This is a genomic window from Thermoactinomyces sp. CICC 10521, from assembly GCF_016055135.1.
Classification (GTDB): Bacteria; Bacillota; Bacilli; order Thermoactinomycetales; family Thermoactinomycetaceae; genus Thermoactinomyces_A; species Thermoactinomyces_A daqus.
Map to the genome: position 1 here is coordinate 97,443 of NZ_JAECVZ010000010.1, position 19,844 is coordinate 117,286.

General features: G+C 48.8%; 17 protein-coding genes, 1 rRNA gene and 1 other RNA gene. 13 read left to right on the top strand and 6 right to left on the bottom strand.

Features of this window, described 5'->3' with window-relative positions; all coding sequences use genetic code 11:
- The first annotated feature begins 168 nt into the window (after positions 1-168).
- The gene (locus I8U17_RS09255; RefSeq protein ID WP_198059319.1) at positions 169-1,275 is read left to right on the top strand and encodes a chitinase; all 1,107 of its coding nucleotides are present in this window, start codon (positions 169-171) and stop codon (positions 1,273-1,275) included.
- A gap of 251 nt (positions 1,276-1,526) precedes the next feature.
- Positions 1,527-2,315 (top strand): GNAT family N-acetyltransferase, encoded by a 789-nt coding sequence (locus tag I8U17_RS09260; RefSeq protein WP_033102199.1) that lies wholly within the window; start codon positions 1,527-1,529, stop codon positions 2,313-2,315.
- Between the two features lie 61 nt (positions 2,316-2,376).
- Here I8U17_RS09260 and I8U17_RS09265 read toward each other — a convergent pair whose 3' ends face one another.
- Positions 2,377-3,681 carry an ArsB/NhaD family transporter gene (locus I8U17_RS09265; RefSeq protein WP_033102210.1) on the bottom strand — a complete coding sequence of 435 codons (1,305 nt, stop codon included), beginning with the start codon at positions 3,679-3,681 and terminating at the stop codon, positions 2,377-2,379.
- A gap of 195 nt (positions 3,682-3,876) precedes the next feature.
- A complete protein-coding gene (gene ald, locus I8U17_RS09270; protein WP_033102198.1) occupies positions 3,877-5,010 on the bottom strand; it encodes an alanine dehydrogenase in 1,134 nt (377 codons plus the stop codon).
- A 135-nt stretch (positions 5,011-5,145) separates the two neighbouring features.
- Here ald and I8U17_RS09275 point away from each other — a divergent pair, with 135 nt between their 5' ends.
- Positions 5,146-6,837 carry a PucR family transcriptional regulator gene (locus I8U17_RS09275; protein ID WP_232330999.1) on the top strand — a complete coding sequence of 564 codons (1,692 nt, stop codon included), beginning with the start codon at positions 5,146-5,148 and terminating at the stop codon, positions 6,835-6,837.
- A 169-nt stretch (positions 6,838-7,006) separates the two neighbouring features.
- Here the strand turns inward: I8U17_RS09275 and I8U17_RS09280 are convergent, their stop codons facing one another.
- Positions 7,007-7,585 (bottom strand): PadR family transcriptional regulator, encoded by a 579-nt coding sequence (locus tag I8U17_RS09280; RefSeq protein ID WP_198059315.1) that lies wholly within the window; start codon positions 7,583-7,585, stop codon positions 7,007-7,009.
- A gap of 103 nt (positions 7,586-7,688) precedes the next feature.
- Between I8U17_RS09280 and I8U17_RS09285 the strand changes: the two genes are divergently transcribed.
- The gene (locus I8U17_RS09285) at positions 7,689-8,909 is read left to right on the top strand and encodes a cytochrome P450 (protein ID WP_033102195.1); all 1,221 of its coding nucleotides are present in this window, start codon (positions 7,689-7,691) and stop codon (positions 8,907-8,909) included.
- A 685-nt stretch (positions 8,910-9,594) separates the two neighbouring features.
- Positions 9,595-10,137 carry an undecaprenyl-diphosphatase gene (locus I8U17_RS09290; RefSeq protein WP_052154422.1) on the top strand — a complete coding sequence of 181 codons (543 nt, stop codon included), beginning with the start codon at positions 9,595-9,597 and terminating at the stop codon, positions 10,135-10,137.
- A 502-nt stretch (positions 10,138-10,639) separates the two neighbouring features.
- Here I8U17_RS09290 and I8U17_RS09295 read toward each other — a convergent pair.
- Both I8U17_RS09295 and holB read right to left on the bottom strand, forming a co-directional pair.
- Positions 10,640-11,041 (bottom strand): hypothetical protein, encoded by a 402-nt coding sequence (locus tag I8U17_RS09295; protein ID WP_033102193.1) that lies wholly within the window; start codon positions 11,039-11,041, stop codon positions 10,640-10,642.
- A 348-nt stretch (positions 11,042-11,389) separates the two neighbouring features.
- Entirely contained in the window at positions 11,390-12,409 is a 1,020-nt protein-coding gene (gene holB / locus I8U17_RS09300; RefSeq protein WP_198055615.1) for a DNA polymerase III subunit delta', read from the bottom strand.
- Positions 12,410-12,520: 111 nt separating this feature from the next.
- Here holB and ffs point away from each other — a divergent pair.
- Positions 12,521-12,787: signal recognition particle sRNA large type (gene ffs, locus I8U17_RS09305), an RNA gene on the top strand.
- 402 nt (positions 12,788-13,189) lie between these two features.
- Positions 13,190-14,353, top strand: coding sequence for a two-component system sensor histidine kinase NtrB (locus I8U17_RS09310; RefSeq protein ID WP_198055616.1), 1,164 nt, complete (start codon positions 13,190-13,192; stop codon positions 14,351-14,353).
- A 216-nt stretch (positions 14,354-14,569) separates the two neighbouring features.
- Here the strand turns inward: I8U17_RS09310 and I8U17_RS09315 are convergent, their stop codons facing one another.
- Positions 14,570-15,160 carry a YczE/YyaS/YitT family protein gene (locus tag I8U17_RS09315; RefSeq protein WP_198059316.1) on the bottom strand — a complete coding sequence of 197 codons (591 nt, stop codon included), beginning with the start codon at positions 15,158-15,160 and terminating at the stop codon, positions 14,570-14,572.
- Positions 15,161-15,481: 321 nt separating this feature from the next.
- On the opposite strand from I8U17_RS09315, the gene dnaX reads away from it, so the two are divergent.
- The 6 genes from dnaX to I8U17_RS09345 all read left to right on the top strand — a co-directional run.
- Positions 15,482-17,167 carry a DNA polymerase III subunit gamma/tau gene (gene dnaX / locus I8U17_RS09320; RefSeq protein WP_198059317.1) on the top strand — a complete coding sequence of 562 codons (1,686 nt, stop codon included), beginning with the start codon at positions 15,482-15,484 and terminating at the stop codon, positions 17,165-17,167.
- 24 nt (positions 17,168-17,191) lie between these two features.
- A complete protein-coding gene (locus tag I8U17_RS09325; RefSeq protein WP_033102205.1) occupies positions 17,192-17,503 on the top strand; it encodes a YbaB/EbfC family nucleoid-associated protein in 312 nt (103 codons plus the stop codon).
- A gap of 24 nt (positions 17,504-17,527) precedes the next feature.
- Complete coding sequence (recR, locus tag I8U17_RS09330) at positions 17,528-18,124, top strand: recombination mediator RecR (protein ID WP_198055619.1); 597 nt, start codon at positions 17,528-17,530, stop codon at positions 18,122-18,124.
- A gap of 87 nt (positions 18,125-18,211) precedes the next feature.
- The gene (locus I8U17_RS09335; RefSeq protein ID WP_198059318.1) at positions 18,212-19,171 is read left to right on the top strand and encodes a CPBP family intramembrane glutamic endopeptidase; all 960 of its coding nucleotides are present in this window, start codon (positions 18,212-18,214) and stop codon (positions 19,169-19,171) included.
- A 71-nt stretch (positions 19,172-19,242) separates the two neighbouring features.
- A complete protein-coding gene (locus I8U17_RS09340) occupies positions 19,243-19,512 on the top strand; it encodes a pro-sigmaK processing inhibitor BofA family protein (RefSeq protein WP_198055621.1) in 270 nt (89 codons plus the stop codon).
- 152 nt (positions 19,513-19,664) lie between these two features.
- Positions 19,665-19,844 (top strand): 16S ribosomal RNA (locus I8U17_RS09345); the annotation flags it as partial.

The window sequence follows — 19,844 nt, forward strand, 5'->3', positions numbered from 1 at the left end:
AAAATTACCCCTATAATAAATCATGAGTCTGATAGGTTGTCTATACCAATACTTGATGTTTTTCTTCCGCATTTTCCGTAATTTCTCATTTTGTTTTACAGGGGTGGTTCTTGCGTGATTCGATTTAAACGGCTCCGTTTTGCTGCAGTTTGGAGGGCATTGCCGAAGATGTTTCCTGTTGCGGTGATCCTGACGCTTCTGCTCAGCATTCTGCCCGCAGGTGTTTTTGCCGCAGGTAATGCGGTCACGGTTACCACCAATCCTTCCCCCGTAAGCGGCGACGGTGTCGGGAATAAGCTTCTTATCGGTTACTGGCACAATTTTGACAATGGATCGGCAAATATTCGACTGCGAAATGTATCAACCAAATATGATGTCATCAATGTCGCTTTTGCCGAGCCGACGGGTGCAGCGCCCGGTGAGGTCGGATTTACACCATACAATGCAACTCCGGAAGAGTTTAAGGCAGATATCGCCTACCTGAACAGCATCGGGAAAAAGGTGGTCATCTCGCTCGGAGGGGCCAATGGCCATATTCAGCTTAATGATGAGACGGCAAAACAAAACTTCATCAACTCGATGTCCAATCTGATTCAAACCTATGGCTTTAATGGAATTGATATTGATCTTGAGGGCGGTTCCTTATCCTTGGCCAGCGGCGATACGGATTTCCGCAATCCGAAAACACCGGCGATTGTCAATCTGATTTCGGCAGTCCGTACGCTTTGTGATCGTTTCGGATCCGATTTTATCCTGTCGATGGCACCGGAAACGGCTTATGTCCAGGGGGGATATACCGCCTACGGAGGGCCGTGGGGCGCCTACCTGCCTGTTATTTACGGGCTTCGGGACAAATTGACCTATATCAATGTTCAGCACTACAATTCAGGATCGATGACCGGTCTTGACGGACGGACTTATACACAGGGAACAGCTGATTTCCAGGTTGCGATGGCGGAGATGTTGTTGCACGGATTTCCTGTTGCCAACAATCCCAATAACATGTTTCCGGCCTTGAGGGAAGATCAGGTTGCGATCGGTCTCCCGGCGACGCAGGCAGCAGCGCCTTCGGGAGGTTATACGTCTCCGGCTGAGATCGAGAAAGCGCTAAATTATCTGGTCAAAGGCATTTCCTACGGCGGCAGCTACAAACTCAGGAAGCCGGAAGGATACCCCGGATTCAGAGGGGTCATGACCTGGTCGGTCAACTGGGATGCAGCCTCCGGGTCCGTTTTTTCCACCAGTGTACGCAATATTCTCGATTCCCTGAAGTGAGCGCCTCTTAAAAAAATGGGTCAAGGCAAAAGTTTTGCCCCAGCAGGCACCGGCATACCGTCGGTGTCTGTTTTTCATATGGATTTAGACAGTTTGAATCTGCTAAAATAATCGGAAATGGGGAGAAACTGTTTAAAGTAAACGAAATGTGATCACTAAGGGGATAAATCGCGAGTCATCATACAGAAATTTCTTTCTGTGCAGACGCAGACAGATGCATTGATTGATCGCGATATTCCAGGGGGAGTTACATGATCAGAAGATTATCCGAACGCGACCATGATAAGTGCCTTGAATTGCTTCGGCCCAAGTCCGCAGAAAATCTCTTTATCCTTGGCGATTTGGAGGCCTTTGGTTATGAACAGGAGTTTCAGAAGGTATGGGGCGATTTTGATGAAAATGGCCGTCTGCGTGCCGTTCTGCTTAAGTACAAAAGAAATTTCATTCCTTATGCCGCTTCCGGAAATTTTGATGCCGAAGGCTTTGCTTCCATTATCTCGGAAGATGGTGATTTTGGGTTATTGAGCGGCCTGAAATCAGTAACCAGCCGGGTTTATCCTTACATAAGCAGAAGATTGGTGAAGGAGCGGGAGTTGCATTATGCGAAATTGACAGGCGACACCGCCATGTTGAAAGATGATTATCGCGAAGTGAAACGCGCCGGTTTGCAGGACATCGGCAGAATCGGGGAACTGTACAGGCAAATCCCGGAATTCGTCGACGTGGGAACGGAGAAGGATCGGGAAACAAATATGAAGAAAGGGGTTTCGCGGACTTATTATATAGAGCGAAATGGAAAAATGGTATCGATTGCCTCAACTGCGGCGGAAAATTCGTTGTCGGCGATGGTAGTCGGAGTCGCCACATTGGACGGATATAAACGGCAAGGGCTGGCCTCCAAATGCATCGGTAAATTATGTCTCGATGTTTTGGCGGAAGGAAAAGAACTCTGCCTCTTTTACGATAACCCGGAGGCGGGGCGAATTTACCAAAGGATCGGGTTTAAGGAGATCGACCGTTGGATGATCTATCTATACTAGATGAACGGTCATGGGAAAATCAACGCTGGGACACCTCTGCCGGCGTTGATTTTCCCGTTTTTTAAAAATGGATGAGGTAGCGGAAGTACAGATACAACTGCGCGATCAGCAGCGACAGCAGGGTCAGCGGAGCGCCGATTTTCAGGAAATCCCAATAACTGAATGCTTTTCCTTCCCGTTCGGCGATATTGGCGACGACGACGTTGGCTGAAGCTCCGATCAGCGTACCGTTGCCGCCAAGACAAGCTCCCAGGGCGAGCGACCACCATAAGGCGTTGATGGCAGGGGAATCGATGGACAGACCGAGGCTGTCCGCAATATCCCGGATCAGCGGGATCATGGTGGCGACAAAGGGAATATTGTCGATGGTAGCCGAAGCAAAGCCGGATCCCCATAGAATCAGCGCCGAGGTGAGAGGGATATCGCCATGGGTGAGATCGAGTGATTTGACGGCCAAATATTTGATCACCCCTACTTCCTGCAAGCCTCCAACCAGAGTGAACAGTCCGATGAAAAAGAAGATCGTGACCCAGTCGACTGAGTCCAGAGCTTCTTCCGCTTCTTCTTTGTTCAAGCCCACGATCATTAGGAGAGTGGCCCCGGTGATGGCGATGATCGAGGCTTCCAGGTGGATGACAGAATGCAGAAGAAAGGCGAGAATGGTCAGCCCCAGAATGATGAGCGATTTTCTCATCAGAGCCGGGTTTTTAATATAGTCGCTTTCATCAAGTTCCATCAGTTTTTGCACGTTTTTCCCCGGGATGGTCAGCTGTCGCCGATAGATCAGGTAAAGAACCAGGAGAGTGGCGATCATGATGATCAGTACGACGGGGGAGAGATGGAGCAGGAAGTCATTAAACGACAGATGTTTATTGGCCGACCCGATCATGATATTGGGCGGATCGCCGATCAGTGTGGCCGTACCGCCGATATTGGAAGCGAGAATTTCCGAGATTAAAAACGGGGTCGGGTTCAATTCGAGAATATTGGTGATGGCCAAGGTGACGGGAACCAGTAACAAAACGGTGGTCACATTGTCCAAAAAGGCCGAAGCGACCGCGGTGAAAACGGAAAGGATAATCAGGATGCGTACCGGATTTCCCTTGGCCGCCTTGGCCGATTTGATGGCAACATATTGGAAGATGCCGGTTTTGTTGACGATCCCTACGAGAATCATCATGCCGATCAATAGCGTAATGGTATTCCATTCAATATATTTTTCAAAAACCTGATCGAGGTTAAGGATTCCGAATACGATCAGCAGTGCACCGCCGAAGACGGCGATGGCCGACCGGCTGGCTTTTTCCGTGATAATAATGGCGTAGGTGATGAGGAAAATGGCAACGGCAAGTATGGTAGGATTCATTGCATCAATCATCCTTTCGCCCTGAAAAAGGGTCCTTTTTAGTTTTGCCAAAAACTCCCAATAAACATGCAAAAGGAGCCTGCTGGTGACAGGCTCCTCCAAAACATCGATCTTATTAAATTTAAAATAATTATATGCGAAAGATGAAAAGGTGTAAACAAAAAAGGGGATTCCGGTACAAAAGATGTTAAAATCCTAGGATAAGACTGCTTTGTTTTCCAATACTTCATTCACGTCTTTATAAGAGAGACCGTGTGCTTCGGCTACAGCTTTGCAAGTGAGTTCGCCGTTCACGGTGTTGAGTCCTTTGGCGATGGCGCGATTTTCCAGCGCAGCCCGTTTAAATCCTTTATTGGCGATTTGCAGTCCGTATGGTACGGTTACGTTGGACAAAGCCAATGTCGATGTACGGGCGACGGAGCCGGGGATGTTGGCCACGGCATAATGGACGACACCGTGTTTTTCGTATGTCGGATTACTGTGGGTGGTGATGCGGTCAATCGTTTCAATCGATCCGCCCTGGTCGATGGCTACGTCAACAATGACCGAGCCGGGTTTCATCGATTTTACCATATCTTCCGTTACCAGGCGTGGTGCACGGGCTCCGGGGATCAACACAGCGCCGATGAGCAGGTCTGCGCGTTTCACCGCTTCGGCCAGGTTGAAAGAGTTGGACATTAAGGTTTTCACTTGTCCGTGGAAGAGATCATCCAACTGGCGCAGACGGTCGGCGTTGATATCGAGGATGGTTACGCTTGCTCCCAAGCCCAAGGCCATTTTGGCGGCGTTTGTGCCTACGACGCCCCCGCCGACGATCACAACTTCTGCCGGCAGTACACCGGGTACACCGCCGAGGAGAACCCCTTTTCCGCCATTTGGTTTTTCAAGGAAGCGGGCGCCGATTTGAATCGACATGCGGCCGGCCACTTCGCTCATCGGGGTGAGGAGCGGAAGAGAACCGTTTTCCAACTGAATGGTTTCATAAGCGATCGCGTTTACTTTATTTTCGAGCAGGGCTTTGGTCAGCTCCGGTTCAGCGGCAAGATGGAGATACGTATACAAGGTTAATCCTTCGCGGAAATAGCCGTATTCTTCCGGAAGCGGTTCTTTTACTTTGATTACCATGTCGCCGGCCCAGGCTTCACGGGCGGTGGAGACGATTTTGGCACCGACGGCGATATAATCCTGGTCAGTAAAGCCGCTGCCGAGACCGGCTCCGGTTTCGATGTGAACCTCATGACCGTTGTTTATATAGGATGCGGCCCCGGCCGGTGTGAGTCCGACCCGGTTTTCGTTGTTTTTGATTTCTTTTGGTACTCCGATAATCACGGGTGTACCCCCCTTTACGGTGAATTTGGTTTTTAACCCCGAGTCAAGTGTAAAGGAAATTTGAAGCGATTCCATTAGACACAATGTCAAAAATAGAGGCGATTTATTGGACAATTCGCATGGGGGTGGTTAGCGTTGCATCTGGAACCGGTTCTGACGGTAAGGGATGTTTTAAACCGGCCTGTTTTTAAAAATGCGGAGGTGATCGCGGGAAAAAAAGGATTAAACCGCCGGATTCGCTGGGTACATATACTGGAGGTATCGGAGTTCGGCTCGTTGATCAACGGGGAAGAGATGATCTTGTCCACTGGGATAACCTTTCAATCCTCCGCGGCTTCTCCCGCGTCCTATTTAAAACGGTTGATTGATCAGAATGCTTCCTGCCTCTGTCTGGAATTCGGGTATTACTTTCACTCGGTTCCCCCGGACTTAATCGAGATTGCCGACCGGCATGATTTCCCGCTGATCATTTTTCGCGAGGAAATCCGCTTCGTCGATATCACGCAGGATTTGCATTCCATTATCATCAACCGGCATTATCACATGCTGCAAAACCTGGAAGCCCTTTCCCGCGAATTTCATCGCCTGACGCTGAAGCCGAACGGAACGTATAACATTTTGCACATGCTTTACGAAAAAACAAAGTCACCCATCATCTTTCTGCCCGTCAAGGGGAAACCTTTGCTCGTTCCGGAAAAAAATTCGCGGGAGCAGGAGGAGTTGTTTTGCTTTTTGCGTGAGCGGCTCAACATGAATGGGGGACCGGGCGAGCCGGAATCCCGTCCGCGCCGCTTTTCCTTCAGGGAGAAAAAAATCCTGGTGCAGCCGGTCAAGGCAATGGGGCAAATCTGGGCCCATATCGGCATGATCTGCAACCGCGAACCGCATCGTTATGATGATCTGATATTGGATTGGTCTTCCCTGGCGATTGCCCAGGATTTGCTGAGAAAGCGGTATATCGAGGAAAGGCGGCTGCACTTTGAACACGTGTGGGTGGATGATCTGTTGCAGCGGAGAATTGAAGAGGAGCAACTGCACAGCCATCTCGGCATGGAATATAACAAACTGAAGGGGCTTAACAGCATCGTCTGCCTGATTGAGTTCGGCCTTTCGCAAGAGCCGGAACCGCTCTGGGACTTGCACGAATTTATCCGCTACGATTTTTCGCTCATGACCCGCTCTGTTTTTGAACAGTACCATTTTCGCGTTTTCATCACTATGAACAACGGCTTGATCACCGTCATCGCCTTCGATCTTCGCCCGGATAAACCATGGAAAACAAGATTGCAGCAAGCAGTGAAACAGATCCAAAAAGCCGATTTGGACCGGAAGCAGGACCTTCAACTGAATATAGGGGTGGGAAGGCCCTATCCGGGCTTTACCGGCGTCCATCACAGCTATAAGGAAGCCAATCAGGTTTTGATGCTGAATTCGGAACATCGTGCCGGATTCCTTTTTCATGAAGAACTGGGCATCTTTCAACTGCTCCTGAATTTAAAAGACAGCGAAAATGTGCTGCCGGCCTTTGTCGAGAGGTATTTGGGGCCATTGATCGCCTATGACCGGGATAAGGGAAGCGATCTTCTCCATACGCTGAAAGTTTATCTCGATTATGATTGCTCCAAAAAGCTGGCGGCCGAGCATCTTTTTATCGCGCGACAGTCGCTTTACTACCGCCTGGAGAAGATCAAGGAACTGCTGGGAGAAGATGTGATGTCACCGGAAAATAAATTGGTCCTCAATGTTGCGTTGCGGGCCTGCAAGCTGCTGTATCCCGACCGCTTCAACAAAGACCGGGCGCATCTCCGGCAAACGGGGGAACACTGAAAGCAACAAGCAGGTGCGGATGAGATCGTCCGGTTTGTGAAGAAGCACACGTTTGCTGTTTTTACCGCGGTTTGCCAAAACACCGGAGATGCGGTTTCATCTGCTTTTTGTCTTGACGATTTGGACGCGTTGATCAGCCGTGTGGCCGGATCCGGCCTTCGTTCAATCGTTACAGGGAGATTGATGCTGATCCGGCCTTTGTTTTCCAATCCTGACTGAGGGATCCGCTGGCCGCCTGATCGAGCACCCGTTGTTTTAAGTGCATGATCCAGTCCAATTCGTGTTCGATCTGCTTTTTTTGGAAGCGAACCACTTCCATAACGAACGGATTTTGTGAATGAGCGCTTTCGATTTGGTGAAAATGATTTCGTTCTTCTTTCAGCACATCCTCCCTCTTTTGCAGAATTTCAAATTGCATGTCGCGATCAAGCCGGTTGAACAAAGCCACTCTCACCATAAATTCGGCTTGGCTTGCGGCTAACTTATCGGGAAAATCGCGAATCATCTCACAAAAAATTTCTTCCCCGACATCGGTCAGGAGATAGATATGGCGTTTTGGTTTGCCCTCGGGCTTAACCACTTCCTTGGAGATCGCCCCCATTTCCAGGAAGCGGCGCAAAGCCGGGTACAACAAATTGTTATTGATTTCAAAAGACTCTCCTAACGCTTCTTGAATGTTTTTCTTTATTTCATATCCGTGCTTGGGGCCTGACAGAAGCTGTTCCAAAATGAGAAGCTCAACATACATTTGGGATCACCTTTTTATGAATTTTTTGCAATGGGGTTCCCCTTGCCTTGTATATATGTTAATTTAACATATGTAAGAGGTTGATCACAGGGGAGGGATTTTTGTGAACACGATGGATGAAACCATTCTCTTACATGAAATATCAAAGCTGAAATCAAAGCAGGAGCAATGGGAACCTTTTTCGTGGTATAAGGAGATGCGGGAGAAGCAGCCCGTTTATTACGATGCCGAGCAAGATGTCTGGAATGTGTTCTTATATGATCATGCCAAGCGCGTTTTGTTTGACCACCACCTTTTTTCCAACCGGAAAGAACGAAGTTTGATTCCTGTTCCCAGAAACAACAGCCGCACCAATCTCAACTTTTCAGATCCTCCGGAACATCGGAAACGACGTGCGCTCGTTGCCAAAGCGTTTACCCCCCGCAGTTTGCAAACATGGGCCCCCCGCATTCAGGCCATTGCCGATGAACTGATCGCTGAGATGGAAGGGCAAACGATTGTCGATATCGTTCAAAAGCTGGCAATTCCTCTTCCGGTGATTGTCATCGCCGATCTGCTGGGCGTCCCTTCCAAAGACCGTCAGTTGTTTAAAGCCTGGTCGGATATTCTCTTCCTCCCGTATGCAGCCGAAACCTATGATCACCTCATTGAACAAAAAGCCCGGGCCATGAAGGAGTTTCATGAATATCTGCATCCGATCGTGCAGGAAAAAAGGAAGAATCCGGCAGACGACATTATTTCGGATTTGATCCGTGTTGATTATGAGGATGAACCGTTGACTGATGAAGAGGTGGTCATGATCAGTAGGGGCCTGTTGGCCGCCGGGAATGAAACAACGACCACGCTGATCTCCAATGTGTTTTATTCCCTGTTGGTGGATTGTCCGGGCCTGTATCAGGAGCTGCGCAGCGACTTGTCTTTGGTTCCCCGGACGATTGAGGAAGTGTTGCGCTTCCGCTTTCCGATCGCCATGGATCGCAAGGTGGCACAGGATACCGATGTGTTTGGACACAAGATGAAGAAAGGGCAAATGGTTGTGGCCTGGATTGCTGCCGCCAACCGGGATGAATCCCAATTTGCCCGCGCGGAACAGTTTGACATCCATCGTGCAAACAATCAACAGCATCTCACATTTGGGGCAGGCCCGCATTTTTGTTTGGGTGCCCCGCTGGCCCGGATGGAAGCAAACATCGCTTTGACTACGTTTGTGAAGAAGTTTGCTGATATTCAACTGGTCGACGGATTTGAGGTCACGGAACATTTGGTTGAATCGGCCACAGGTCAATCTCTTAAAAGTTTCCCGATCCATTTGGTAACGCAATGAGGAAAGCGCACAAGGAATGTCCCCTCAAAACCCCGGATATGTGACTTCATTTCCAGTTCAGTATAAAAGATCATCTGCTTGCAGAAAAGAGACCCCCGGCCCTCTTGATCGGCCGGGTTTTCTTTTTATGCCCGTTAACCCTTTTATTTCCAAACAACCCTTTATTTTGCTCCTTTCTCCCTCTTTTTTCAGTTAATCCATCATAATAATCTAAAAATACAGACGGATGATACATAGGATTTTTGTTTATAATTTTAAAGAGTATTTTATTATATAAGATAAAAATAGATAGAATTGATTGTCGATGGCCAGAAGGGCACTGGTTCTTTGGCAGGGAGAAGGAGATGAAAACGAAGGGGGATTGTGTATATTCTTTTGTTTTTCAGTTTTGATCAATTGGCGAAATCAGTTTTGCGAAGCCGGGGAGAAATGGTGTCCAAAAATGTTCATAAGTTATTCGATTTTTATATTATAATTTTAATCGTAAAAATTTATAGTTTGATTCGATTGGTCATTCAGAGGGTCCGGAGCGGTGCAACTCATGTTTTACATTTCTGTGAAGTCGGTGGGGAGTTGCTGGTGGTTTGCTGAATTGGTCTAAAGTTCTCCATATGATTTCCTTTACAGTTTCTTTATAATGGTGTTAATTTATACAGGCATACGCGGGGCTAAAGGAGGTACTTCTGTGGCTTGGGACTTTCAGTTGTTTAAAGCGATTAACGGTTTGGCAGGACAGAATGCTCTTCTTGATTATCTGTTTATGGGATTGACAGAATTTGGTCCTTATCTGTATGTGCTTATTTTGGTCATCCTGCTTCTGCGTTCGTCCACCCGGATGACCGCGATTAACGGTTTTGCCACGGTTGCAGTTGCGATGGGGCTCAACTTCGTGATCGGGCTGATTTATAATCGCCAGCGCCCGTTTGTGGCTCATCCCCACGATGTACATTTGTTGCTCCAACATGATCCCAACGCATCGTTTCCAAGCGACCATACGACCGGAGCGATCTCGATTGCCGTTGCGCTTTGGGGTTATAACCGGAAGCTCGGCATTTCTCTGTTCATATTGGGGATTTTGATCGGATTCTCCCGTATTTGGGTGGGGCATCATTATCCGACGGATGTGCTGTCCGGAATCGTGGTCGGGACCTTGGTCGCTCTCTTTATCCGCTGGCTGGATCATAAGCTGTTCGGGCCGATTCCGGTGAAACGGAAAAAAACGGCATAATTTGGCACTGGTGAAATGTTCAGCTTCCATTTTGGAAAGCATGGGCAAAATGCGGGAGTGGCGTCCCGCGGCTGACGTTTGAAACGTTGGTGACAAGGGGACATCACAAGCCGCTCGGCCATGCACTCCAAAGAAAAGGATTCTTGCTTCAATTTCGCAAGAATCCTTTTTTCTTTCATCAGCAATTCCGATGTAATCTTCGCTTGAACCATTGTGAATGACTAACACATTTTGATGTCCTGATCTTTTCGCTCATGAGGTCATAAAATGGCTTGATCTTTCGAATAAATAAATGATGCCAACCAAATTCTGTTTCCCCAGGAATAAATAAAGTTGCCCGATTTACACCGGGCAGCTCTTTTTTTGTATCAAAACAAGGGCTTGGAAGCCGCGCAGATACACGAAAAATAGTACCGGATATTCCGCGGTTTGAAATGGGGCATGCAAATCGAAGAATCTAAAAGAGTTATCGTTTCTTCGGACATTAAAAAATAATTGCCTGTTAATAGATAATTTTATGTATGATCCAGGAAAGAGGCAGCAAGATCCCCCAAACCAAACAAACCTTCTTAGAGAAGCTCCTGACACCGGGAACTGCTACATCCTTGAACGGGGTCGGCGATCTGCGCACCAGCGTGGGGTAGGCGTGATAAAGATGACCAAGCAACATAATGAAGATAGTGGCCAGAATATATGATGAATCATCTTCGGTAAAGAAGTAACCCAAGAGCAGAAAAGCAGCAACGATGCTGACGATGGCACAGTTTATTTTTAATATCTTAAAGCCCTTCTGTCTTTTCTCTTCAGTATCACCACGGATAAGCTGATACTCAATATAACCAGATACTGCAAAAGGCTGGGAGAAAACAAATAGAATAAAAACACAGGCAACTATCACATCCATATTTATGATTAACACTCCTCCATATACCATCGAACCCGGCGATTTCAACGTTCTGCTATATTTCCATTCATTCCCGATTGGCATTGAATGGATCAGCTGATTTTCCTGTGATTTTCAAAAATTTGTCCATGAGAGGGCCCCGTAACTCTCTTGCAAACTTAATGGAAACGACAACGGCAGTATTAATATTACAGTTGCCGTTCATACTTGGCTACACTGGAAAGCAAGCGGGTGATTCCGGCGGGTTGAGATCATTGTGTTTGTTGATAATCATGAGTTTCGGATAAATGACAACTGTATGCGCGCTTAAAAAGATATAAAAAAGAACCGGAGATCGGAACCGGTTCGTCATAACGGAATCAATTGCCATCCGTTTTCGGTGCTCACTTTTTCTGCTTGGGTGGATAACACCATCTGCTCCAGGGCTGTCAGGGGCTGAACGCTGCTCTTCAGCAGAAGGCGTCTGGCGATCAGAACGTTATCCATTGCGGTGATCAAGGAAGAAGCGGGTTTCAGATAAGTTTGTTCCTGCACCTTTTTCTGCCAGGGGACGAAGACGGGATCCGTTTGCCCGATCTGATTGTTCAACAATTCGCGCAGCCACAGGAGCAGCAGGTCAAGTACCAGCGGCAGCCGGTTGTTTGCCAGTTCATCCGTCAGCCATGGTTGCGACAGGGTGAGATACGCGTCGGATTTTCCGGACAGAATGGATTGGCTCCACTGGATTACCTTCTGGCAGAGAGCAGGGAATGTATCCGGTTCCGCTTCATAAAGCCGGGCGGATTCCTCCGGCAGATAAGACAGAATGCGGGCCGCGTCCGGGGCGATTCCCTTGTCCAAAAGTTCGCTTTCCTTTTCTTTCGGGGGAAGCTCCGCAAACCGTACATGCTGGCAACGGGATAAAATCGTCGGCAATATGGCTTGCATATTTTCTGTCACCAGGATTGCCGCCATCGGGGAGACCGGTTCTTCCAAAAATTTGAGCAGGCTGTTTGCTGCTTCCTGCCGCATCCGGTCAGCCTGCTCCAGGATCACCACCCGCGTTGTCCCGGGCGGGGCGCTGTAGCGGAAACGCTTTTGCAGCGCGCGCAATTGATCGATTTTGATTACGGACCCTTCCGGTTTTATGGTGACGACATCGGGGTGATTCCCGTGCTCCACCTTCAGGCAGGAGGGACAGCGTCCGCAGGCATCGTATTCCTCCGGCTGTTCGCAGTTGAGTGCCTTGGCGAACTGGAGTGCCATCGCCCTTTTGCCCGTCCCGCTCGGACCGAAAAAACAATAGGCATGGGCCACGCGGCCTTTGGCGATCGCCTGCAATAAAAAACGGGCTGCCTGGGGTTGCTTTTTGAGTTGCCTCAGAGACAATCCGATCACCTTCTGTGAAATTTCCTTTTAAGCTTTATTATAAAGAAGGGTGCGGCCTGATTCAAAAAATTCCCGTTGTGCAAACATCTGTTTTGTGTTATGATGGAGTCACCGCGCTAGATGGGGAGCTGGCGGTGCCCTGTTACCCGTAATCCGCCTTAACGGGGTTGAATTCCTATCCGAGGCGCATTTTGTGCGAGGTTTGGCCTGAATCGCCGGTGTTGACGATTGGGTCCTGCGCAACGAGAGCTTCTGAACTGTGTCAGGTCCTGACGGAAGCAGCACTAAGGAAGAATTCCCGTGTGCCGCAGGGGTGCCTGATCCGAGTCGTAGGTTCAGGGTCCGCTCGGGCAAAATGCGTCGGAGATAGGTGCGCGGTTACATAGGTGAGATAAAGAAACCGATGCTTGTATTCCGCAGGCGTCGGTTTTTTGTTTTGAGGGCCGAAACGGTTGTTTTTTCACCCTGGCACTCTGTTTGGATGTTTTTGGAAAATTTTCTTGTCGGAGAAGGAAGAAAAAGGAGAAAGGCGAATAAAGAATTAGAAATATTTGTGAAGATTGGTTTGGTAGGTATGTGGTTTTTGATTTGAGGAGGTGAATAAGTGCCCGCACGTTTCGTTCCCGCGAAAGGAACGTGATTTGTCGAGAGTTTGGATGATCGCGGGTCAGCACTGTAGATTGGCAGCCATTCTTCCGGCGTATTGTCCGACCCCAAACTCGTTGCTGCGATTTGAAGCGAGAGGATGGAAAAGGGAAGCTACGATGTGGCGGTGCGATTATGATTAATATGAACATAAAGCAAATAGCAGGGAATGAGGATCACCAGTCTTGCCATTTGTATACATTTTATCCTGTAACACCATTTGAACGGTTGGCCGCCCAACTATTTGGACACATCCATCTGGGAGTGGTATTGCTTGACGACGGTTTAAACGTGATGGAGATGAATTTGGCGGCAAGCGAGCTGTTGAGTTGTGACCGGGCAAAGGTATTGTACCGTTCTTTCCAGGAAGTGATTACCCGGTCGGAGATCAGCCACCGGCAACGGGAACGTTTGCTTTCAATGTTGCTGGCCAAGGGGGATGAACCGCGTCAGGCGGAAGTGGAGTGGAACGGAAATGAAGAAATTCGCTATCTGTTCCTGAGAATTCAAGGCTTTGATGATGGTGAGAGCGGATTAAAAGGGAAAATGGTGGTTATAGAGGATGTGACGGAAAAACGTTCCTTGTCACTGCAGGTAAGGCGCAACAATCGTTTAGCGACCGTTGGACAAATCGCAGCTGGAACCGCACATGAGATTCGCAATCCGTTAACAGCGATCAAGGGGTTTTTGCAAGTGATAGGGCACAAATTAAAGGAAAACGGGCAGCAGAAGGAACATGGCTATATCGATATCATGTTGAAAGAGATCAGCCGCATCAGCAATCTGGTCGGGGAATTTCTGATGCTCAGCAAGCCCCGTCCCGCAGATTTGCGTGCCATCAGCGTATCCAAGGTGTTGAAAGAAATTTTGCCCATCATCAAAAATGAGGCTCTCCTCCATAACGTCGATGTAGTGATTGAACGACGCCTGTCATCGATTCCGCTGGTGATTGCCGATGGAGAAATGTTGAAACAGGTTTTCCTCAATCTGTGCAAAAACGCAATCGAAGCGATGAACAAAGGAGGACGGCTGACGATCAGCATGTATACCGATGAGGCGGAACAGACGATGGCAGTGGAGATTGCCGATGAGGGCCCGGGAATTCCCGGACATATTTTGGAGAAGGTGTTTCAACCCTTTTTTACGACAAAAGAAAACGGAACCGGACTTGGGCTCCCGATCTGCAGACAGATTCTCCATGAGATCGGAGGGGAGATCGAAGTCGATTCCGATGAAAAAGGGACGGTAGCAAAAGTCACCCTTCCCCTGGTGAGTTCGAGAGTTTACGCTGATAGCTGATGATTTAGGGAAGGGAGAGCGAGAGCGTGAATGGAAAACATGACGAAAGGGCATGAAGAGAAAGGGAAGAAGCGGGAATATCGCTTTTTTTCCTTCACTTCATGCCCGGTTTCTTTTTCTGTAACGTTTGTTGCAGCCGGGTTGTGTTTCTTCCCTTTCCGGTTTTGAAAAATGTTGCATCCACGGGTTATGCCGAACACGGGAATGTTCCCGGGCTTATCCGAACATCAGCCGTTCGATCATCGGGATGAAAAATTGAATCAGCGGTCCGCACAGGAACGTGAAAATCACTGTTCCGAGCCCGACCGGCCCTTCAAGGACGATGGCGAAGGCGAGTGCGATCACTTCCCCGATCGTCTTGGAAACCATCAGGCTGAAGCCAAAGCGCTGATGCAGGGCATACATGAACTGGTCAACCGGGGTGAGGGCAAATCGGGCCTGGACATAAGTGGACATTCCGAAGGTGGTAAACAGGAGACCTGCCCAAAAGACCAGCACCTGCTGCACCGGATTGTCCGGATTTACCCCCCAGTGATTGAGCAGACCGAGCCAAAAATCGATGCAAAATCCGAGGATGAAAACAGTAATCAAGGAAAAAAAATCAGGTTTGCTGCTTGTGAGGAATGAATTGAGCAGGATCAGGAAAATGCCGATGACGATCAGCCACGAACCCACTGTCAAACCAAAGCGGTTGGACATTCCCACATAAAAGCCATCCCACGACCCCGTCCCCAGATGGGAGCGAATCATCAGCGAGATGCCGAATGATTTGATGACCAGTCCGCTCAAATAGGCTATCAATCTCAAATTTTTATTATCCATAGCAGCATGACCAACCTTAACCAGACTCTTCTAGAAATGGATATGTACAAGTTCTTCAAGATAGAAGCCCTTTTTCTCTTGTTCGTGAAAGTGTGAAATGGCGTTGCATGCCGGGGGTGTGCCTTTTTTCCCCGATTTTCCGATGACCGGACAGTTTGCTCCTCTCCCGCCTGACTTTTATCGACAGGTCATGACGAGCATCCGCTTGCGTGATGGGTTTGTTTCTTTTGGAAAAAAGAATTTCAGTGTAGTATGATAATAAAGACCATTAATCAACCCCGAATGGGGAAGGCTGGAGTGTTGGGTGTGTCCTATCGAGCCTTATACCGAGTATGGAGACCGCAACGCTTTGAGGATCTGGTCGGTCAGGAGCATGTGACCAAAACGCTGATGAACGCATTGAGGGAACAGCATTTATCCCATGCTTATCTCTTTCACGGGCCGCGCGGCACCGGAAAAACGAGTGCGGCCAAGATTCTGGCGAAAGCGGTGAACTGTGAACACGGGCCGGCTCCTGAACCCTGCAATGAATGCGAGGCATGCAGGCGGATAACTGAAGGAGCCATCATGGATGTTGTTGAAATCGATGCCGCATCCAATCGCGGTGTTGATGAAATAAGGGATTTGCGGGACAAGGTAAAATTTGCTCCCACAGAAGTACGATATAAAGTGTATATTATTGATGAAGTTCACATGTTGACGACCGAGGCGTTTAATGCCCTTCTGAAAACCCTGGAAGAACCTCCGCCCCATGTGATCTTCATTCTCGCGACCACGGAGCCGCATAAACTCCCTCCGACCATCATTTCCCGCTGCCAGCGTTTTTCTTTTCGGCGTTTTTCCTTTGAACAGATTGTCAGCCGCATGAAATTCATTTGTGAATCGATGGGGATTCCGTATGAAAACGGTGCGCTGTTGGCAATCGCGCGTGCGGCGGATGGCGGGATGAGGGATGCGCTGAGCCTTCTGGATCAAGTTTTGGCATTCAGCGGGGAACGTCTGGATGAGCAAGCGGTGATTCAGGTGACCGGAGCGGCCCCGAAAGAAATAATGTTTCGCATCCTGGAAGATCTGGAGCAGGAAAATCCGGCATCAGCCCTGAAACGCCTGGAAGAAGCGATTGCCTCGGGAATGGAGCCGGAAAAACTGATACAGGATCTCATTCATACTTGTCGTGATATGCTGTTGTACCTTACTGCTCCTGATCTGGATGAAATCAGTTACTTCGCCGCTGACCCGCATGCATCGGATCTGGCTAAGCGCCTGGGTTCTGACCGCATTTCCGAAATGATGGACCAATTGATTCATTATCAGCAGCAGATCAAATGGGTGGCCCATCCGCGGATCTTGTTGGAAATGGCGTTTGTCCGTTTGAGTGCGCGCCGGAAAAAGCAAGAGCTGGCAGAAGTGCCTGCAGTGGAAAAATTGGAGCAGCGGATGAAGCAGCTGGAGGCCATGTTGGAGAGATTGAAAAACGCACCTCCTGAGCCGGTGCCAAAGGGAAACAGGGAAAGCGGCAAGGGGGCCGATGCCGGCGAAAAATCCCGTTCCCAGGCTGCGTCGGTTCCTTTGGGCGGAAATTGGGCGGAACAGCTTTCCGATGCGTCTTTTGCCCAGATCAAAAAGGTGTGGCCGGAGCTCCTGCATCGCGTCAAAAAAGAAAAAATCACGGTTCATGCCTGGCTGATCAACGGCGATCCGGTTGCTGCGACGCGGGATACGGTGATTCTCGCCTTCAAAAGCAAAATACATCGCGAAGCAATAGAGAAAGAGAGCAACAGGCAACTGATCGAAACCATTCTGTCGCAGATGACGGGAACCGCATACCGCCTCAAACCGGTGATGCTGGCTGATTGGAAAGCGATGAAAGCGCATGTGAAAAATGCTCCGGAAGGAGAACAGGCTTCGGCCTTGGAAGTTCCACAGGATGAAGATGTCGTTCGCAAAGCGATCGCGTTGTTTGGGGAAGATGTAGTGAAAATTATCAAATGAATGTATGGGAGGCGAATCATGATGATGCGCAACATGAATCAGATGATGAAACAAGTGAAAAAAATGCAGCAAGAAATGGCCAAGGCACAGCAGGAACTGGAGCAGAAAGAAGTGGAGGGGACAGCCGGCGGCGGTGTGGTCAAAGTGAAAATGAACGGACATAAACAGCTCATGGCTGTGGAAATCGCTCCGGATGTTGTCGACCCGGATGATGTGGAGATGCTGCAAGACCTGATTACAGCTGCCTTTAATGAAGCTATGAAAAAAGTTGATGAGCTGGTTGCCAAAGATCTTGGCAAATTTGCCGGCGGTTTGAACATACCCGGTTTATTCTGACGGTCATGCTAGGGGTGGCGAATCTTGTATGTGCCTGAACCGATATCGAAGCTGATTGAGGGATTTATGCGCTTGCCCGGGATCGGGCCCAAAACCGCACAGCGATTGGCTTTCTATGTGCTAACCATGGAAGAGGATGACGTATTGGATCTGTCAAAGGCGCTGATGCGGGCGAAACGGGATTTGCACCAGTGTTCCCTCTGCGGCAATATCACAGACCAGGATCCCTGCTATATCTGTTCCGATAAGGGACGGGACCGTTCCGTCATCTGTGTGGTGCAGGATACGAAAGATCTGATGGCGATGGAACGGACGAGGGAATATAACGGTTTGTACCATGTTTTGCATGGAGCCATTTCCCCGATTGAAGGGGTCGGCCCGGAAGATCTGAGGATTCCCGATCTGTTAAAACGCCTGGAGGATGAAACGGTACAGGAATTGATCCTGGCGACCAATCCCAATATTGAGGGAGAAGCGACGGCCATGTATCTCTCCCGCCTGATTAAACCGTTTGGGTTAAAAGTAACGCGAATTGCCCATGGTCTCCCGGTCGGCGGAGATTTGGAGTATGCTGATGAGGTGACTCTGACCAAAGCGCTGGAAGGAAGACGGGAGGTTTAATTTGTCCTTCTGCCGCATATGTATGAAAGCGACACTCTTTAAATCGAGATGTGTCGCTTTTTTACTTTTGTTTAAGCGGGTGGAAACATGGGATTTCGCTATTGGACGGGTCGGTTTCGGAACGGGCTGGCATGGGTGTTGTGCGGATGTTTTTTCATGATGATTCCTTTGCAATTTGCCACGATGGATTGGGTGCATACGGAAAAAGGGACGTGGATGATTTTGCCGGGGCAACCGGACACCCCTTTTTTGCTGTTAATGTATTTTTTCTATTCGGTGACTTCGTTCTTTGGAGTCATTCTCTTTCTCCTTTTGGGATTTTTGACGCGTTTTGAACGGGAACGACGCGCCGGACAAAGCGCGATCAGCGCGATGGATATCGCTTATTTTACCGCCTGGATTGAAGTCTCCTCGCTGATTTCTTCAGTATCGGTCTCCTTCTGGCCGGTTTCCTGGCAGCAGCATTTAAACGAACTCCTCTTTCCTTATCTTCCGTTTGTTTTCATGCTGATGGGCACGTGTCTCCTTTTTCGGGGATGGTATGCGGAGATTGGCTTAACCCGCCCTCATCCGGGATTTTGGCGGACGATGCCATTGGTTTTGGCGGGCATTTATCTGCTGGTGTTTTTCGTAATGGATCAATGGATCACGGAACCGGTCGCTCATTTTTTTTCGCTGGAATTATCATCATGGCGGGAGGACAGCATCAGTCAGGGAATTCATCACGCAGGGCAAATGGGATGGTACGGACTGGCCCTGCAATGGGGGATGGTTGGCTTGATCGGGCCGTTGGCGGAGGAAATTTTCTTTCGCGGCCTCCTGCAGAGCTGTATTGGAAAAGCGATCGGAGCTTGGGGAGGTCTTTTTCTTTCGGCCGGAATCTTTGCCTTGTTTCACCTGGATGTGACGCTGTTTGTGCCGCTCTTTTTGCTGGGGCTCATTTTGGGAGGGCTCCGGCAGTGGACCGGTCAGCTGTGGGCTCCGATTTTGTTCCATATCTTAAATAACACGGTCTCTGTCATGTTTGATTATTTCACCCATGCTTAGCATAAATTCTCTCTTGGGCTCGTACAGATAAAAGTAGCTTGTACCCTTTTTGATACCGGGGAGGGAGCGAGATGCTGGAAGCGAAGTGGTGGATTTTATTGGCCGCCGCAGGACTTGTTTTTTTTATGGCGGTAAGCCGTTCGGTAAAAGAACCGCTCAAATGGATTTGGCTGGGTCTGTTATACACCGTGATGGGTGGAATTGTTCTGTTTGTGGTTAATTTTTTTGGACAAACATTTCATTTCCATTTGGCGATTAATCCGGTTACCGCCTTTATTACGGGTTTTCTTGGCATTCCCGGCCTGCTCTATCTCGCGGCCGTAAAAATGATTTTGCTTTAGATAAAAATAATAAAAAAGGTGTTGACTCTGATTTTGGTTTATGCTAGTATAAACCTTGTCGCTGATGAGCGGCGCAAATGAAAAAACAACAATGTGTTCCTTGAAAACTAAAGAGTGAAGCATGACCTGTTGATTCTTTTTGAGCTAGATCTTTATCGGAGAGTTTGATCCTGGCTCAGGATGAACGCTGGCGGCGTGCCTAATACATGCAAGTCGTGCGGGGGAAGATCCTTCGGGATCGGACCCAGCGGCGAACGGGTGAGTAACACGTGGGCAACCTGCCCGCAAGACGGGGATAACTCCGGGAAACCGGTGCTAATACCCGATAATCC

Coding starts and splice junctions, on each gene's coding strand:
- I8U17_RS09255 (WP_198059319.1), top strand. CDS start 169: ATGTTTCCTGTTGCGGTGATCCTGACGCTTCTGCTCAGCATTCTGCCC.
- I8U17_RS09295 (WP_033102193.1), bottom strand. CDS start 11,041: ATGGATGTGATAGTTGCCTGTGTTTTTATTCTATTTGTTTTCTCCCAG.
- I8U17_RS09265 (WP_033102210.1), bottom strand. CDS start 3,681: ATGAATCCTACCATACTTGCCGTTGCCATTTTCCTCATCACCTACGCC.
- I8U17_RS09325 (WP_033102205.1), top strand. CDS start 17,192: ATGCGCAACATGAATCAGATGATGAAACAAGTGAAAAAAATGCAGCAA.
- I8U17_RS09260 (WP_033102199.1), top strand. CDS start 1,527: ATGATCAGAAGATTATCCGAACGCGACCATGATAAGTGCCTTGAATTG.
- I8U17_RS09340 (WP_198055621.1), top strand. CDS start 19,243: ATGCTGGAAGCGAAGTGGTGGATTTTATTGGCCGCCGCAGGACTTGTT.
- I8U17_RS09280 (WP_198059315.1), bottom strand. CDS start 7,585: ATGTATGTTGAGCTTCTCATTTTGGAACAGCTTCTGTCAGGCCCCAAG.
- I8U17_RS09335 (WP_198059318.1), top strand. CDS start 18,212: ATGGGATTTCGCTATTGGACGGGTCGGTTTCGGAACGGGCTGGCATGG.
- I8U17_RS09310 (WP_198055616.1), top strand. CDS start 13,190: ATGATTAATATGAACATAAAGCAAATAGCAGGGAATGAGGATCACCAG.